Source organism: Rothia sp. HMSC066H02 (assembly GCF_001814995.1).
In the GTDB taxonomy this organism is placed as follows: domain Bacteria; phylum Actinomycetota; class Actinomycetes; order Actinomycetales; family Micrococcaceae; genus Rothia; species Rothia mucilaginosa.
Map to the genome: position 1 here is coordinate 121,199 of NZ_KV818667.1, position 15,946 is coordinate 137,144.

Sequence of the window (15,946 nt, forward strand, 5' to 3'; positions counted from 1 at the left end):
TTGTCGTGAACAACGAAACCAGTGCTGCAGTCACCGCGGAACCGGTGACCCCGGCAGCCCCCGAGCGCTCCTCCTGGATTAAGGTCATCAGCACCTCCCTGCTGGCATCCCTGATTGTTGCGCTTGTTATCCTCGCCTTTACCTGGCCCACCAAGACCATGGAGGCAAAGAATCTGCCCGTCTCTATTGCGGGCCCCGAGGCGACCGTCAGCCAGTTTGAACAGTCCCTCAAAGATAAGGGTATTGAAACCTTCGAACTGAAGCAGGCATCCTCCCGCGAAGAGGCTGAACAGCAAATCAAGCAGCGCGAAACCTACGGCGCAATTATCTTCACCGAAGGCGCTGCTCCCGAGGTGCTGACCGCCCCCGCCGCGAACGCCGCAGCAACCCAGATGCTCAACGGCGTTGCCGCCCAGCTGAACGCGCAGATTCAGCAGAAGGCACTCGCCGCCAAGACTGAGGCCCTCACCCAGGCGGTGCAGGCCGGCGGTGAGCAGGGTGCGCAGGCTGCCGCCCAGCTGGAGCAGATGAAGGTGCAGGCCAAGCAGGCATCCGCAATGGCGGTGAAGACCACCGCCGTGGTGCCCCTGAGCGAGAGTGACTCCTCCGGTACCGGCCTGACTATTGCCGCTTTCCCCCTGGTTATAGGTGGAATCCTCGGCGGCGTGCTCTCCCTGAACCTCATCAAGGGCACCTGGCGCCGCTTTGCTACCGCAACCCTGTATGCCGTCATCGCCGGCGCTCTGACCGCCCTGATTCTGAGCACCTGGTTCGGTTTCATCCCCGGTGATTTTGCAACCCTGTGGGCAGCATTCGCCGCAACCTATTTGGCGACCGCATCCTTCATGATTGGTATGGGCGCCCTACTGGTTCCCGCCGCTGGCTTGGGCCTGGGTGTGGTGGTGACCATGTTCATCGGTAACCCGATTTCGGGTGCGTCCATGCCGAGCGCGTTCCTACCCGGTGCGTGGGGTCAGATTGGTCAGATGATGGTTCCGGGTGCCTCCTCGACACTGCTGCGTTCCATCGCGTACTTCCCGGAGGCTGCAACGAGCGACCAGTGGCTGGTGCTCGGTTCCTGGATTGCGTTCGGTCTGCTCGCCGGTGTGATTGGCTGGGCCGTCAAGGAGCGCCGCGCCGCAAAGGTAGAGGCATAAGCGCCGCGGGTCGGGTCGCCGGTGTAACGTAGCCGGTACAACGTAGCCTGCAAAACTTAAGAAGGGTGTGTGCCGTGTTCACTGAACACGGCACACACCCTTTTCTGTCGGCATACCGGCTGTTACTGGTTGTCGAGGACGTACTGCTTGAACTGCTCGTCCCGGCGCTTAAATTCTTTGAGCTCATTCTCCAGGGCAGCCTGGTTCTTGGCGACGAGCGGCTTCTGGTACTGCGCCTCCAGGTCGTAGAGCTTCTGCGAACGGCCTACATCCTGATTGCACTGCGCCTCGATGGTGGCAATTCGAATTTCTTCTTCGGAGGCGACGGTGCCCCGAGGAATATTCTTTTCTTCCTTGACGGTCATCTCACTATTGGGGGTGAGACCCTTATCCTTGACGCACCGCTTCCATTCGTCGTCGAGAGATTTTTTGAGCTGTTGATCCCCAGCGGCGTTTCGAACGTCAGTCTCCACACGCCTATACGTGGCGGAGCCGAATGGGATCTCTCCAATTTGCTTCATCTCATCGCTGGCGCGCTGATAGCATTCGGTGCTGACATCCTTCCCGGGGTCGGATGAGGGCGCAGGGGAGGACAGATCCAGCGTATTCGAGTCGTCGCTCTTGTGGAGGCCGTACTTTTGGGCGTACTCAACGTTCCAGATTCCGTAGGTCCTGCCGAAGTTCCTGCCGGATCCCTCGGTGCGGACAAACATCTTGTAGTGTTGCCCGTGTTCGGCAAAGCACTTTTTGCGGGCGAGCTCAAGGGCTTTGGTGTAGTATTCGTCCTTGCCGGTGGTGTCGTATGCGTCCAGGGGTAGGATTACCCGATCATTTTCTGCGTCGAAAATCGCTCGGGCGCTTTCATCCTTCTCTAGAGAAGGGCCGAAGGAGCAAGAAGACAGCATAGTGCTGATGAGGGCAGCCGCCAGGAGCTTTTTCAAAGCTGACATGGTGTATATCCAATCTGTTACGGGGAGCCCGTGGCGTCGCGGCCACACCCCCCCGTAGACCACGCGAACTAGGTGGCCTTGAGAACACTTCTTGAGAAGGTGACTTAACAATACCCCTAGTGGATGCAGGTTTGCGCTCAACAGCCTGGTGCGTGCAATAGAAAATTTTCTGCCGCATGGCAGGTTCGGTGCCGGTTGCGGATTTGCCCGGTGAGATTACGGTGAGATTGCGCAGGATAGGTGGGCGCACCTGATTTGGTGCCCCGCCCGCCTCGCGCCACAATGAACACATGACCGCAGAAGACACCACCACACTAACCAGCGCCAGGCTCGACCTCTGGCTCTGGTCAGTGCGCATCTTTAAAACCCGCTCCCTCGCCGCCGACGAATGCAAAGGCGGCCACGTGCGCGTCAACGACGCCCCCGCCAAACCCTCCCAAAAACTCAAAAAAGGCGACGTGGTGCGCGTGCGCTACCCCGGCTGGGAACGCGTCTTCAAAGTTGAAAAACTCCTCGTCAAACGCGTAGGCGCACCCATCGCCGTCACCTGCTACGAAGACCTTTCCGGCCCGCGCCCCGCCTACCTCTCCATGCCCCCGGTCGCCAAACGCGAACGAGGCAGCGGCCGCCCCACCAAGAAGGAACGCCGCGCCCTCGACGAACTGCGCGGCCGAGGCGCCTAAAGCGCATCTCGCGCGCCTATCTCGCAGAGTGCACCCCGCCCCGCGCGCAGGCACCCGCCGCGGCGGTGGGGAGTAGCCTAGAGGGATGAGCACACAGAAGCACCAGAATACTGAACCCGGTCAGAACGCAGTGAACACCGCCGAGCCTTCGCTGAACCGGCGCATCCTCGCGCTCGCCGTACCCGCCTTCGGCGCGCTCATTGCCGAACCCATCTTCGTGCTCACCGACTCCGCCCTCATCGGCCAACTCGGCAAAGCAGAACTCGCCGGCATGAGCATCGCCGCCACGCTCGTCACCACGGTCGTGGGCCTCATGAACTTCCTCGCCTACTCCGTCACGCCCGCCGTGGCGCGCGCCTTCGGCGAGAAGAACCTGCGCCGCGCCTGGCAGATCGGCGTGGACGGCGTGTGGGTCGCCTTCGGCCTCGGCATGCTCCTCATGATCGCCGGATACGCCTTCGCAGACCCGCTGCTGCGCGGCCTCGGCGCGACCGACGAAACCATCAGCTACGCCCTCGACTACCTGCACCACTCGCTGTGGGGTATTCCCCCGATGATGATTATCCTCGCGCAGGTCGGCACGCTCCGCGGACTGCAAGACACCGTCACCCCGCTCAAAGTCGCCACCGTCGGCACGCTCGTGAACATTGTGCTGAACTGGCTGCTCATCTACCCGGTCGGCTGGGGCGTTGCCGGTTCGGCAACCGGCACCTCCCTCACCCAGTGGGGCATGGCTGCCGCCCTCGGTGTGGTCATGATGCGCGGCACCCGCGAGCACGCCGTCCCCTGGGCACCCGACGTCGCCGGCATGCGTTCGGTGCTCTCGCTCGGCTCCTGGCTCATGCTGCGCACCCTGTCCATGCGCATCGCCTCCCTGCTGACCGTGTTCGTCGTGGCACGATTCGGCACCGAACACACCGCCGCATACCAGCTCGGCATGGGCGTATTTAACCTCTTCCTCTACGCCCTGGACTCCCTCGCCATCGCCGCCCAGGCGCTACTCGGCAAGGAACTCGGCGAACGCGACCTCAACGTAGAATCCGAACGTGCGAAGGTGCGCCAGCTGAAAAACCGGCTGCTGCGCATGAGCCTCATCTACGGCGTGATCACCGGCCTAATCTGCCCGCTCATTGGCTTCTTCGGCTCCTGGATTTTCACGCAGGACGCGCAGGTGGCGTTCCTCTTCACCATCGCCACCGTCATCATTGCGCTCGGCCAGCCCATCGCCGCGTACGTGTTCACCCTGGACGGCATCCTCATGGGCGCGCAGGACGTGAAATACCTGGCAATCGGCTGCTTCATCATGCTCGTGATGTACGTGCCCGTCATGCTCGGCCTGCACTGGGCGGTCGGCGCCGGCACCATGGATGCGCTCGCCGGGTATTGCGGCTTGTGGGCGGCGTATATTCTGTACTTCCAAGGAATCCGCGCGGTCATTTTCGGTCGCCGCGCCCGCTCGGATGTGTGGATGAAAGCCGGTGCCGAGTAGGGGGTTTCGTAGGGGGACTTGTAGGGGGGCTCCAGGTAGGTTCCGGGCGGCTTAATTGGGCTTTCGCGGTGCCGCCTCGAATGCCTTGCCGGGCGTATATCCTGCAAGCGTAACTCGCCACATTTCCCGCCGCCCGCACCCTCCGCAGGTGTAGCATGATGGGGTATTGAAACCCACATGCAAAGGATGAAATCGTGACCGTAACCCGCGAAGAAGCCCTCGAAATTTTCGCCCGCCGCCGTGCAACCCGCGCCTACGACCCCGACCGCCGCGTCAGCGACGAAGACTTCGCCGCAATCCTCGAATTTGCGCGCCTGTCGCCCAGCTCCGTCGGCACCGAACCGTGGAAGTTCCTGGTCATCCAGGACCCCGAACTGCGCGAAAAGCTCAAGCCGATCGCCTGGGGCATGGTCGGTCAGCTTGATGACGCAAGCCACCTGGTCGTGCTGCTCGCGAAGAAGGGCCTGCGCTACGACACCCCGTGGATGCACCGCACCCTCGAAGGCCGCAACCTCACCGAGGAGCAGATGGAAGCCGCACTTGAGCGTTACAGTGACTTCCAGAGGAACTGCATTAAGGTTCTGGAAAACGACCGCGCGCTCTTCGACTGGGCATCCAAGCAGACCTACATCGCCCTGGGCAACATGATGACCGGCGCCGCTATGCTCGGCATCGACTCCTGCCCCATCGAGGGTATGGACTACGATGCAGTGAACGAGCTGCTCGCCTCCGCTGGCCTGTTCGATCCGGAAGAGTACGGCGTGTCCGTGGCCGTGACCTTCGGTTACCGTGCCCGTGAGATTGCGCCGAAGAGCCGCCGCTCCATTGAGGACCTGGTCACCTGGGCGTAAGGTTCTGCCGGGCTCTCGGCGAGGTGTTCAAGCCGCCGCCCGTGAAAACTGAATATAAAGAAATGCACCGCCTTTACACGGGCGGTGCATTTCTTTATATCTTTTACCGTACAAAAAGCACGGTGAGATGCGCTTTTGAAATTTTCGTTTGAAATCGCGCGGGGCAATTCATTCTGTATAACGGTAGGGTGCTACTTCCTAAACGCCGTCAGACGCATAGAATTCAGCACCACAAACACCGAACTAAACGCCATTGCCGCAGCCGCAATCATCGGGTTCAGCAGGCCCGCCACGGCAACCGGAATAGCCGCCGAATTGTAGGCGAACGCCCAGAACAGGTTCGACTTAATGGTGCGCAGCGTAGCGCGGGAGAGACGCAGTGCCGTCACCACCGAAGCAACATCCGAACGGGTCAGCACAATATCGGCTGCCTCCGCGGCAACGTCCGTGCCCGAACCCATCGCAATGCCCAGCTCCGCAAGAGCCAGCGCCGGGGCGTCATTCACACCATCGCCGACCATCGCCACGCGGTGACCGGCAGCCTGCAACTTCTCAATCACCTGCGACTTACCCTCCGGGGTCACGCCGGCGTACACGTTCTCAGCCGAAATACCGACCTTCGAGGCGACCGCCTGCGCAACCTGCGGGGCGTCACCGGTGAGCAGGATCGGCTCCAGGCCGAGCTCACGCAGCTGCGCCATGGTCTCTGCCGCCTCCGGCTTGGGGGTGTCGGCAACCGAAATCATGCCGACCGGCTGCAGAGCGGAGATACTGCTCGGGGCCTCATCAGGGGCCTCGCCGCGGGCGACAACCACCGTCGTCAGACCCGCCCGGCGAGCCTGATCCAGCAGGGCCAACTGAGCCTCGCTCAGCTGCGCACCCGCTGCCTGCAGGTACTCGGGGGTACCCACCACAACCAGCCGGGAGGTGCCATTCTCGGCATCTTCACCCGCACCGCTCAGCACGCCGCGCACGCCTCCGGGAACACCCTCAAAGCCGCTCACACTCGGCGCCGAAGCGCCCTCCGCCAGCACGCCCTGCTCACGGGCAAAACCGGCAATCGCGCGGGCAATCGGGTGCTCACTCAGCGCCTCCACGGCGGCGGCATCACGCAGAACAGACAGGGAACGCTCGTTCTTGGAACCGGCAGAATCCGGCGAAATACCGGACAAGTCACCCGCCGACTCATAGTCACCAAAGGTGCCGTAGAATGCCACAGACATCTCACCAGTCGTCACCGTACCGGTCTTATCCAGCACCACGCGATCAACCGTGCTCGTCGCCTCCAACACCTGCGCATTACGAATCAAAATGCCCAACTGCCAGCCGCGACCCGTACCCGCCAGCAGCGCCGTCGGAGTAGCCAAACCCAAAGCGCACGGGCACGCCACCACCAGTACCGTCACCGCCGCATTAAACGCCGCAGCACCGTCACCGGAAATCAGCCACCAACCGACCAGGGTCAGCGCCGAAATCACCAAAACCACCGGCACAAACACTGCAGAAACACGATCCGCCAAGCGAGCAATCGGAGCCTTCGTCTCCTGCGCGCTCGCCACCAGCTCGCCCATCTTCGCCAGAGTCGTCTCAGTGCCCACACGGGTCGCACGCACCGTCAACGAACCAGACGTATTCACCGTCGCACCCGTGACTGCATCACCCGGATGCACCTCAACCGGCACAGACTCACCCGTCAACAGGGACGCATCCACCGCCGATGAGCCCTCGACCACCAAGCCGTCCGTGGCAATCTTCTCACCCGGGCGCACCAAGAACAGGTCATCCGGCATGAGGTCCTCCACCGGAACCTGCACCTGCTTGGTCACACCCTGCTTATCGGTGCGCAGCAGGGTCGCCTCCTTCGCACCCATACTCAGCAGGGTGCGCAGCGCTTCCGAAGAACGATTGCGAGTACGGTGCTCAATCGCGCGACCAATCAGCAGAAACAGCGTCACCATGGACGCCGAATCAAAATACAGCGGCGCATGGTTGCCGGTAAACATCGACCAGAAACTACCGCCCGCATGATGCACATGCGCCGTCAACGCCGGGTTCATGAGTAGCTGCGCCAGCGAATAGAAATACGCCAACACCACGCCGAGAGACACCAGCGTATCCATCGTGGACGAGCCATGACGCGCATTAATAAGCGCCGCCCGGTGGAACGGCGCGGCACACCAAAACGCAACCGGCGCCGTCAGAACCGCCACAACCCAACCCCAATTCGGGAACTGGAACGACGGGAACATCGAAATCAAGAAAATCGGCACACCCAAAATCGCCGCATAAATAATGCGGTCAGTGAAGCCGCCATTCATGCTCGGGGTGCTGTGATGGTTGCCGCCGCCGGATGCGCTCGCGTTCGTTCCAGCACCCGCGCGCGGGCCGTTCTTGAGGTGCGCCTTGTAGCCGGCACTGTTGATGGTCTCAACGATCTGCTCGTCGCTCACGCCCTCGGGTACGATGACGCGCGCCGACTCCAGCGGCAGGTTCACCGCCGGGTCAACGCCGGGGATTTTGCGGAGCTTACGCTCCACGCGACCCACGCAGGATGCGCAGGTCATACCCTGAATATCCACGTGAATGATTCGGGTGGACTCCGTTGATTTTACGGTCGTTCCGGCGGAATTAAAAAGAGAGCGCTCGCTCTGTGATGAGGGATCACTAGTGGTTGGCGAAGGCTGTGTAGAAGACACAATACTTCCTTAAAACTCAAAAACGGGGGGGTAGAAAAAGGTACACCAAGCCGGGGGAGGGGCCCCGAAGGACCCCGCCCCGGACGGTGTATGGTGCAGTTTTTAGGGTGCAGCGTCGAGAGTGCGCGAGGGCGAAAGCTGCGGGTAAAACCGCGAGGCTGTAAACGCGGCGGCGGGAGTAAAGCTGCGGCGGCTTAGTGGTCGCCGGGCAGCCCATCCGGCCTGCTCGTATGCGGGCGAACACCGGTCACCTTTGCGCCACGATCAGACACACCGTAGGCACGCTTCACGGCAGCCCGCGGGAACGGCGAAGCGTTCGCCTTCTCACGCGCCTTCACGCCCTGCTCGTGCTCGGCGGAACGCTTATTCGCGCTCGTGCCGCTACGTCGCGCGGCGCCGGGCGCATCCTCACGTGCCGTATATTCGGGGCTCTGCTTCACCCACGAATCGACCAGCGCCGCATCCAGATTCATCTGCCTGGCCACGCGAGTGATCGCGTCGCGCAGGTGCATGTTTTCGGTGCCGACAAGGGTGCGAACCGCGCCAACAACCATCGCAATGTACTGCGGAGGGTAAGCCATGATGACTCCTAATCGAGCCGGCTGCCGCGCTAGATGGCGGGGGTGAAGCCAGCCTCCACGATAGCGTCCGCGACAGCCTGGGTGTTGAGGGTGCCCTCGTGCTCGATGGTCAAGGTGGAGACGCCGTCCTTGACGACGTCCACGTTCACGCCGGTCACGCCGGGAACTTCGCTGACCTCTTCGCTGACGCTCATAGCGCAGTGGTTGCAGGTCAGGCCGGTTGCCTTAACGGTGGTGGTGCTCATGATGATTTCCTTTCGGTAATGGGTTGAAAACTTGGGGCCGCCGAGTGGTTTGCGGCGCGTTTAGCTACGCATGAGGCGCGAGATCGCGGCGGTTGCCTCTTTGACCTTGGCCTCTGCGATGGTCGGGTCGCCGGTGCGTTCGGACTCGACGGCGGCGCCGGTCACGCAGTGGCCGATGTGCTCTTCGAGCAGGTTCAGGGAGACGGCGTGGAGCGCCTTGGAGACCGCGGCAACCTGGGTGAGGATGTCGATACAGTACTTGTCTTCATCGACCATGCGGGCGATGCCGCGGACCTGCCCTTCGATGCGGCGCAGGCGCTTGAGGTGCGCCTCTTTATTGGAGGCGTAACCGTGCTGGGTTTCGGGTGTCTCGCCGCTGCAGCATGCGCCGGTGTGCGCCTCGGTGGGTTCCTTGGCGGGGGCGCCGGATGCGGTGCTGACCTGGTCGGATGTGCTGTGGCAGCACTGGTTGCTAGTGGTTTCCATGGCTCCAGTATATACCCTAGGGGGGTATACCGCAAGGGGGTGTTACGGACTGTTACGCGGTGAGGGTGCGGGGGGGGGGCTCGTCGATAGGGGGATTCTTCGATAGGTTAGTGACTTTAATGCGGGTTAAAGACCCGCGGCGAAGACACTAACCTATCGAAAGTTCCCCCGACCCTCCCCTATGAACGGCGAAAAGCCACATGTGTTTCGAGAAGCCACCAAAGAAGTGGCTTTTCGAAACACATGTGGCTTCTCAGCATAAGACCCATAGTGGGGGAACGGCCTTACATGTCGGGCCAGTCACGGTGCAACGAATACTCCGTGTCCCCGTCACCGCTGTCGTTTAGATGCCAGCGCTGACCGGTACGAATATCGGCCTTACGTAGGCGCGGGTTCGGGTTATCCTTCTTACCCATCGTCGGGGCTGCCCCGCACCAAGCGGCTGACGCCGCGGTGCTCTGCGCTCGGGACCGCGCGGGCCGATTTCAAGGGCTGCCGCCTTACGGGTCCTATTCTGTGAAGCATTCATTTTTCTGTTAAATAAAAAGGCCTGCCGTCTGGCAGGTTATCGCGTGGGTGTAGAAATTGGGGCGTACGCGTGGAAGTTACCCGAACGCTGGTAGGCGTAGCTGGTATCCGTCTGCCTCGGACGCTCACGAGGGTAGGTGGTGACCGGTTTGCCTGCGGTGTAGTTGGTATCTGTATCACCATTGCCGTACTCGATGACGTACGAGGAGGGCATGAGCTCAATTTCGACGTGTCCGGCGAGCATGTCTGCTTCGAGGCGGTAGGGGCCTCCGTCATCGACGTAGAAGTTGATCTGGTCGCCCTTGTAGACGTTGGGGTCACCTTCTGCTCGTCCGGTGCCTGCGGGGTTGTTATAGGACTGGTGGAGGGTGGGTTTGCCCGGCTCTAGCGATTCTGCTGCGTGGCGAATTTCCGTCATAACTTCTTCGTAGGTCGGACCTGCAGGGCCTGGGCTGTCGGCACTGGTGAAGGTGCGGGTATCGTCGGGGACACAGGTTTCTGAGGTGGGGCTATATTTGCCGAGGCCACCATCGATGTAAGTCCCATCGTCACGAACAATGAGATTGTTGAGTTTTACGTGTCCAACCTTTCCGTCCTTTACGCAGCCAAGGATATTAGAGTCACTTTTGGAACGAATTAGGGTAAGGCCGTTGGCGCCTTTGGTGGTGTAGGTACTAGGTTCTGAATTGGGTTGCTGAGACGTATATTCGCTATCAGACTTATTCGTTCCAGTTGTTGGTTCACCTATAGGTGCGTTTTTATCTCTTTTTACTCTCTGCGTTTGACAGACTTTAGCGCTTTTGTCTGAGGAGCATTCTTTTGTCGTAACCTCTGCAATAACAGGACCAGGATTCAAGCATAAGACCTGTAAAGCAATAAAAATGGGGAGAATAACTTTACGTGTATTCATCGCTTTAATCCTCTACTGATTCGTAGCGCATAATCTCCCACTGTTGACCATTATGCTTCAGCTCAAATTTAAAAGTGTTCTTAGTCTTGTCCTTATTTTCCCATCGGCGCCAGCTGCCGTCAGATTCAACATAGGTCTCATAGTCCCACTCGCGGTACGCCTTCCAAAAATAGGTTTCACCATCTTCTGACCAGGGGTTACCGTCCGCAATAAAGTGATCTACTCCTCCAATGACCCAACCGCCACTAGCGTAGAGATCCTCAATATCTTCATACGCTTTCAATTCGTTTTCATATGAAGGTGAAATAAACTGGCGTGCTTTTGTGAAATCACCGGTTTCGGTACCGTAATTTGCCCACTGAATCCAGGCATCCAAAGTTTTGCGGAGGCCTTCTAGAGATTTTTCGCGGTATCCGTCTTCAGGTGCGGTGGGCTTGGGTACGTTCTGGGCAGGACCATATTTGTCAGCCTTACGGTATTCACCATCCGGCGCCTTCGAGCCGCCCGAGTAGCCTCGAACAGTAGACGGGGTTGCGCTTGCCGAAGGCGACTCAGATGCCGCCGCAGACGCCGAGACGGTTTCGCTCGGCGCTGCGGAGGCGGTAGCTGCCGCCTCGTTATTTGCCTGCTGGCCACATGCCGCAAGCAGGGCACCCAGGCCCACAAGTGCGCCGCCGCCCAGCAGGGTGCGGCGGTTGAAAATGGTCGAATCCATAGAAGATACGCTCCTATCGTCGGTGATGGTGTGATGCATATGTGCATGTCGGGCCGTTATTCACAGGTCAAGCTGACTGCCGGAAGGAAAACAGCCCCGTAGCTCGCCCATTAAGCGCATCGGTGCGTTATTGAGTACTACAGTTACCACCCTACCGCATGTTTGCCGTCGTTTGCATTCTTTTGAGGATGGTGGCGGTGGTTGGTCATTATTCGGGCTTCTCAATGTTTTATGCATCAAATATCTCTGCGCCCGCGGAGGCGCCGCCTCAGCAGAATTTGTGCCATGGTTTAGCGTCTTCTGCCATGGTTTTTAACTACGACCAAAGACGCTAACCTTTCGGCACGGCACGGTAAAACAAAAGCGGCCCCGAACACTTCCGTATCCGGGGCCGTCTGTTGCGGTTATTTACATTTGGTTATTAGTCCCATTCACCGCGCAAAATCTGCTGAATGAATTTCTTGGGTAGCCAGAAGGAGTGCTTCGTGATGCGGCGACCATCCGGCAGTTCGTCGGTATCCTTGAGCTTGCCTTTTCCGACAAACTCGCCAGGTTTAACTTCGTAGTAGGTTTGGGAGGCGTGAACCTTCGTAAAGAGGTATTTGTTTACCTTGCTCTGCGGGAAGTTAGTGGAGACCTTAAAGCCATCCTCACCATTCGGCTTGACTGTTAGCTCAACACCTCGATTAATGATTTCCTTCGTCTCTTGCCATACCCTCATCAGTTCAGGCTCTAGGGGCTCAGGGAAACCCCAGAACTTGATCTGATCCAGGCAGAAATCACCGGATTCATTCTCTCGGAAAACAACGAACATGAATTTCCTTGAGAAAATCTCGGCGTAAATATGGGACTCTTCCCACTCCTCTTCCTTCGCCAGTTCAATAAAACGGTAGTTCTTAAAAGGAGAATCCTCTTTAGGGAGCCCGTTTTTATCAACACGAATAGCGCGAATATTCATGTTTGCCTTTTTAAATTCGGCAGTACTGTCAATATCCGAGGAAAGGCCTAGAATTTTCCTCACAAGAGTGCTGTTGCGGCCTTTGGCGTTAAAGTTAACGTCAAACTTCTTACAGAGTTCTTTCTCGCTCTGGCCCCGGTACTGCAGAAGCTTTTCTTCAATAATCTGGGTAAAAGGCTTAGAAATGTCTTGTGCTGCGCGAGCGATACTCTCCTGCTCCTCCTGACTGAAAACCTTGGTGCGGAGGAGAGTGGTCATGTAGCTACTCTTTAGCGACCAGGCGCGCCTATTGGCCAGCTCGGGGCCATAGGGCTGAGTGGTGCGGTCCTTGTCTTTGCCGGCACCCTTGCGGCAGGTTGAAAGATACATGCCGTCGGATTCGGAGAGCTCATGTGCGCGTCCCTCCAGGACCTTCTGAGTAATACGTTTATAGTCCTCGAGAATGGTCGGCATATCCTCTTCGGGCCAGTCAAAAAGGAAAAATTTATCGGTGATATTATTCGAAATATCGCGAGTCTTTTGATATTTATAAAACAGAAGCAAAATATATTGGCACTTATGCCAAAGGTGCGTCTGATAAAAATCGTCTAGGTTTTCCTCATGAAAATTAAACATACTGAGGACTAAGCGTTCTTTGGCGGAAATAGTGCCGTTCGCGGTCACCCGGTAAGGGGTCGTTTTGATTTCGACCTTTGCGGCGGGAATGTCTGCTTCCGGGGAGCTATTGGGTTCAATACCGTAGCCAGCTTTTTCCATGAGGCTGCCGTAGATTCCCTTGGAGAGCTGGCTAATTTCCTTGCGGGCAACCATTGAGGGAGTGCCCTTTTTCTTATCTTCATAGGTTTTGTATTCGGAGTTCTGGAATTCTTCCAAGATGTCATAGAGTGTGCGGCCGATGAGATGCTTCTCTGTGTACTTGAGGATGCTATCAACGCTCGTATTGTCGTAATCGAAAAGGCCCATGGTCGGTGTTCCTTCCGGAAGTAGAGGGGTGGCGGCGGTGCTGTTTCTTGCTCTCATGCTACGTCAGATAGCACAGCTACGCTCTTTAGCTCGTCACTGGCTTTTCTCGAATCCACTTGATCTGAATAGCTGTTCTATGTTATAGTATTAGTATTCGAACATATCTACAGAGGACTATAAGGACTACTGACTCATGGATCAGAAAACCACCAGCAGTAGCCAGCCTATCCGAGTTATCGAGCTTTTCGCCGGTGTAGGTGGCTTCCGCTTAGGATTTGAAGGCTATAACGCCAACGGCATGACCCTGCCCTCCGCGGGCCCCTTCACGACTGTCTGGGCGAACCAGTGGGAGCCCCCGGGAACGGTTGGCCGCCAGTTCGCGGCACGCTGCTACCAGGAACGTTTCGGCGAAGAAGCAAACCTCGAAAACCGCGACATCCACGCCGTACTTGATGACGTGGAGGCGGGCCTCTACGAAATTCCCGACGCTGACCTGCTCTGCGGTGGCTTCCCCTGCCAGGATTACTCGGTCACCAAGCCCCTCTCGCAGTCACACGGCATTGAAGGTAAGAAGGGCGTGCTCTGGTGGGATATTCACCGCGCGCTCGAACTTAAGACCCCCAAATATGTTGTTCTGGAGAACGTTGACCGCCTGCTGAAGTCGCCCGCTAAGCAGCGAGGCCGCGACTTCGCCATTATGCTCTCCTGCTTCTACGCGCTCGGCTACAGCGTCGAATGGCGCGTTATCAACGCGGCAGAGTACGGCCACCCGCAGAAGCGTAAGCGCGTCTACATTTACGCCGAACACAACGCCCCCGAATGGGATTTGTCGCGCCGCATCACCCACACCGGTGTTTTGGCAGAAGCGTTCCCGGTCAAAACTGCAGAATCTGAGGGTCTTCTCTCCGTCTTCGAAGAGCTCAATGAGGCCGATGAGTTCACCATCTCCGATGACCCCTACAACGAGACGGAACACTTCGGAATTGGCGCTAAAACCTCACCCTTCCAGATTGCCGGTGTTATGCAGAACGGCACCGTGCTCACCAGCAAGGTAGAGCCCGACTACCGCGGCGAATTTAAGACGCTCGGTGACGTGGTTCTTCCCGACTCTGAGGTGCCGGAACAGTTCTTTATCGCCCCTGACAAGGTGCCTTCTTGGGAATACCTCAAGGGCGCGAAGAAGGAAAAGCGCATCAATAAGGCAAGCGGCTTTGAATACTTCTACACCGAAGGCTCAATGTCTTTCCCGGACCCGCTCGACCGTCCAGCGCGTACCATCCTGACCGGCGAAGGAGGCTCGGGAGCCTCCCGATTCAAGCATGTTGTGATTGGTGATTCCGGTGCGTACCGCCGCCTCGTTCCCGATGAACTGGATCAGCTGCAGGGCTTCCCCCGCGGCTGGACTGACACCGGCATGAGTGACGGTAACCGTGCCTTCTGCATGGGTAACGCCCTCGTGGTGGGCATCCCGCACGAAATCGGTAAGGCTATCGCCCGCCGACACAACCAGTAAGACATAACCAGTAAAAGGCACAGGAGGTGCAGTAGCCCGAAAGCTACTGCACCTCCTTTTTGCATGCCCGGCTGCCTAAGCCAGAGCAGGTCTAGACTAGCGCCTCTTCAAGCCAGTTCAAGCCCGAGCGGTGCTCATCCAACAGCTCAAGAGCTCGGTTAGGCAACTCAACCTTCAGGCGGGCACCCGCCAACGACTGATACTGCGTATTCCCCAAACCGGGGTGCAGAAGAAGAGTCCGCGAAGAACTCACACCCACCAGCTCACTATCAAAAAGCTTATGCAGATCCTTGCGTAGAAGCAGGCCCTCATCCACGCGATGCTCGCCCTCGCGCGCATAGCTGTACAGGTGCGCCGCATCCAGCGCCGCCGTATGGCAAGCACCCGTAAACGCACACATGTTTCCGAAGCGGTTCAACAGCTGCTGGCGGAACTGCGGCTGACCTTTGCGAGCCCTGACCATGCGCATCGTAAAACCGCCACGAGGATCCACGGGTACCCCGTGAGCATCCCCCAGAGGAAGCAGGTGAATACCCGAAGTGTTCAGGCTTTCAAGCCAGTCAAGGACTTTAGCTGTATCGAGGGCGACAATGCTGTTCTGAGTGTTGTACTTGCCCGGAACACTCAGGTCCTTGAAGGAGTCCTTATCTGCTGCGCCGATGAGCTCAGTCCAGGTATCGCCGTAGTAGGCAATGAACCGCTGAACTTTCTCGGTTTTCTGCGGCGGATTCTTATGCAGACGCTGCTCAGGCTTGAGATTGTCTCTTCTCAGGCACTTTCCATCGCAACGCCACAGCCCATCGGATTTGAAGGTGATGCGGGTGCTCCCACAGTTGGGGCAATACGTCATGACCTTATCGGCCTCGTATGACTCAATTTTTCGGATAACTGCTGATCCGAGAAGAATCGAATTGTCTCGAATCAGCACGAAGTCGCCCTCTCGAACGTTCTTGTGGTTGGGAACTTTCGAGTCGTAAACGTAGCGGAATTCTAGGGCGTCGTCGTAGACTTTTCCGCTGGCGGCGCTGCGGTTCTCTTCGTCGGGAACGGAGCGTAGCAGCCACGCCTGCGGGAGCCGCATGTCAGTTGCGGCGTGTTTGCTCGGGAGGCTGAGGGTCGTCACCACGGACGGGAGAACGAGGTCCGGCAGTGAGGGCGTTGAGTTGTTGTCCATAGCAGCAGCCTAGCAGCCCGGGCGGTTTGCCGCTGCTTGGGTGGTCA

The 15,946-nt window shown here is 58.5% G+C and carries 15 protein-coding genes; 5 read left to right on the forward strand and 10 right to left on the reverse strand.

The genetic code is table 11. The features are described 5' to 3' along the window. The first annotated feature begins 5 nt into the window (after positions 1–5). Positions 6–1,157 (forward strand): ABC transporter permease, encoded by a 1,152-nt coding sequence (locus tag HMPREF2999_RS00530; protein ID WP_049352909.1) that lies wholly within the window; start codon positions 6–8, stop codon positions 1,155–1,157. A gap of 122 nt (positions 1,158–1,279) precedes the next feature. Here HMPREF2999_RS00530 and HMPREF2999_RS00535 read toward each other — a convergent pair whose 3' ends face one another. After that, entirely contained in the window at positions 1,280–2,107 is an 828-nt protein-coding gene (locus HMPREF2999_RS00535) for a UDP pyrophosphate synthase (RefSeq protein ID WP_070674292.1), read from the reverse strand. A gap of 290 nt (positions 2,108–2,397) precedes the next feature. Between HMPREF2999_RS00535 and HMPREF2999_RS09240 the strand changes: the two genes are divergently transcribed. The 3 genes from HMPREF2999_RS09240 (at position 2,398) to HMPREF2999_RS00550 (ending at position 5,130) form a co-directional block, all read left to right on the forward strand. Next, positions 2,398–2,790, forward strand: a complete 393-nt coding sequence (locus HMPREF2999_RS09240; protein ID WP_070633606.1) for an RNA-binding S4 domain-containing protein — start codon at positions 2,398–2,400, stop codon at positions 2,788–2,790. A gap of 85 nt (positions 2,791–2,875) precedes the next feature. Next, positions 2,876–4,279, forward strand: coding sequence for an MATE family efflux transporter (locus HMPREF2999_RS00545; RefSeq protein ID WP_083315056.1), 1,404 nt, complete (start codon positions 2,876–2,878; stop codon positions 4,277–4,279). Between the two features lie 194 nt (positions 4,280–4,473). Further along, complete coding sequence (locus HMPREF2999_RS00550) at positions 4,474–5,130, forward strand: NAD(P)H-dependent oxidoreductase (RefSeq protein ID WP_070674298.1); 657 nt, start codon at positions 4,474–4,476, stop codon at positions 5,128–5,130. A gap of 191 nt (positions 5,131–5,321) precedes the next feature. Here HMPREF2999_RS00550 and HMPREF2999_RS00555 read toward each other — a convergent pair whose 3' ends face one another. From HMPREF2999_RS00555 to HMPREF2999_RS00585, 8 genes are all read right to left on the reverse strand, one after another. Beyond that, positions 5,322–7,829, reverse strand: a complete 2,508-nt coding sequence (locus HMPREF2999_RS00555; RefSeq protein ID WP_070674301.1) for a heavy metal translocating P-type ATPase — start codon at positions 7,827–7,829, stop codon at positions 5,322–5,324. Positions 7,830–8,020: 191 nt separating this feature from the next. Then, positions 8,021–8,407 carry a chorismate mutase gene (locus HMPREF2999_RS00560; protein WP_070674305.1) on the reverse strand — a complete coding sequence of 129 codons (387 nt, stop codon included), beginning with the start codon at positions 8,405–8,407 and terminating at the stop codon, positions 8,021–8,023. A 29-nt stretch (positions 8,408–8,436) separates the two neighbouring features. Beyond that, entirely contained in the window at positions 8,437–8,652 is a 216-nt protein-coding gene (locus tag HMPREF2999_RS00565; protein ID WP_049354075.1) for a heavy-metal-associated domain-containing protein, read from the reverse strand. A gap of 60 nt (positions 8,653–8,712) precedes the next feature. Next, positions 8,713–9,138, reverse strand: a complete 426-nt coding sequence (locus tag HMPREF2999_RS09625) for a metal-sensitive transcriptional regulator (RefSeq protein ID WP_070674309.1) — start codon at positions 9,136–9,138, stop codon at positions 8,713–8,715. 284 nt (positions 9,139–9,422) lie between these two features. After that, a complete protein-coding gene (locus HMPREF2999_RS09630) occupies positions 9,423–9,554 on the reverse strand; it encodes a hypothetical protein (protein WP_256370700.1) in 132 nt (43 codons plus the stop codon). Between the two features lie 149 nt (positions 9,555–9,703). After that, positions 9,704–10,084 carry a hypothetical protein gene (locus tag HMPREF2999_RS09510; protein WP_210399526.1) on the reverse strand — a complete coding sequence of 127 codons (381 nt, stop codon included), beginning with the start codon at positions 10,082–10,084 and terminating at the stop codon, positions 9,704–9,706. Positions 10,085–10,580: 496 nt separating this feature from the next. After that, positions 10,581–11,291, reverse strand: coding sequence for a DUF6318 family protein (locus HMPREF2999_RS00580; protein ID WP_070697685.1), 711 nt, complete (start codon positions 11,289–11,291; stop codon positions 10,581–10,583). Between the two features lie 421 nt (positions 11,292–11,712). Continuing rightward, complete coding sequence (locus HMPREF2999_RS00585) at positions 11,713–13,212, reverse strand: Sau3AI family type II restriction endonuclease (RefSeq protein ID WP_070674315.1); 1,500 nt, start codon at positions 13,210–13,212, stop codon at positions 11,713–11,715. Positions 13,213–13,405: 193 nt separating this feature from the next. Between HMPREF2999_RS00585 and dcm the strand changes: the two genes are divergently transcribed. Further along, positions 13,406–14,725, forward strand: a complete 1,320-nt coding sequence (gene dcm / locus HMPREF2999_RS00590) for a DNA (cytosine-5-)-methyltransferase (protein WP_049346227.1) — start codon at positions 13,406–13,408, stop codon at positions 14,723–14,725. 91 nt (positions 14,726–14,816) lie between these two features. On the opposite strand, the gene HMPREF2999_RS00595 is transcribed toward dcm, so the two are convergent. Next, positions 14,817–15,899 carry an HNH endonuclease gene (locus HMPREF2999_RS00595; protein WP_070674318.1) on the reverse strand — a complete coding sequence of 361 codons (1,083 nt, stop codon included), beginning with the start codon at positions 15,897–15,899 and terminating at the stop codon, positions 14,817–14,819. Between the last annotated feature and the right edge of the window lie 47 nt (positions 15,900–15,946).

Excerpts from the sequence above, each read along its gene's own strand:
- HMPREF2999_RS00560 (WP_070674305.1), bottom strand. The coding sequence starts at position 8,407 with ATGGCTTACCCTCCGCAGTACATTGCGATGGTTGTTGGCGCGGTTCGC.
- HMPREF2999_RS09510 (WP_210399526.1), bottom strand. The coding sequence starts at position 10,084 with ATGACGGAAATTCGCCACGCAGCAGAATCGCTAGAGCCGGGCAAACCC.
- HMPREF2999_RS09630 (WP_256370700.1), bottom strand. The coding sequence starts at position 9,554 with ATGGGTAAGAAGGATAACCCGAACCCGCGCCTACGTAAGGCCGATATT.
- HMPREF2999_RS00580 (WP_070697685.1), bottom strand. The coding sequence starts at position 11,291 with ATGGATTCGACCATTTTCAACCGCCGCACCCTGCTGGGCGGCGGCGCA.
- HMPREF2999_RS00535 (WP_070674292.1), bottom strand. The coding sequence starts at position 2,107 with ATGTCAGCTTTGAAAAAGCTCCTGGCGGCTGCCCTCATCAGCACTATG.
- HMPREF2999_RS00565 (WP_049354075.1), bottom strand. The coding sequence starts at position 8,652 with ATGAGCACCACCACCGTTAAGGCAACCGGCCTGACCTGCAACCACTGC.
- HMPREF2999_RS00545 (WP_083315056.1), top strand. The coding sequence starts at position 2,876 with ATGAGCACACAGAAGCACCAGAATACTGAACCCGGTCAGAACGCAGTG.
- dcm (WP_049346227.1), top strand. The coding sequence starts at position 13,406 with ATGGATCAGAAAACCACCAGCAGTAGCCAGCCTATCCGAGTTATCGAG.
- HMPREF2999_RS09240 (WP_070633606.1), top strand. The coding sequence starts at position 2,398 with ATGACCGCAGAAGACACCACCACACTAACCAGCGCCAGGCTCGACCTC.
- HMPREF2999_RS00595 (WP_070674318.1), bottom strand. The coding sequence starts at position 15,899 with ATGGACAACAACTCAACGCCCTCACTGCCGGACCTCGTTCTCCCGTCC.
- HMPREF2999_RS00585 (WP_070674315.1), bottom strand. The coding sequence starts at position 13,212 with ATGGGCCTTTTCGATTACGACAATACGAGCGTTGATAGCATCCTCAAG.
- HMPREF2999_RS09625 (WP_070674309.1), bottom strand. The coding sequence starts at position 9,138 with ATGGAAACCACTAGCAACCAGTGCTGCCACAGCACATCCGACCAGGTC.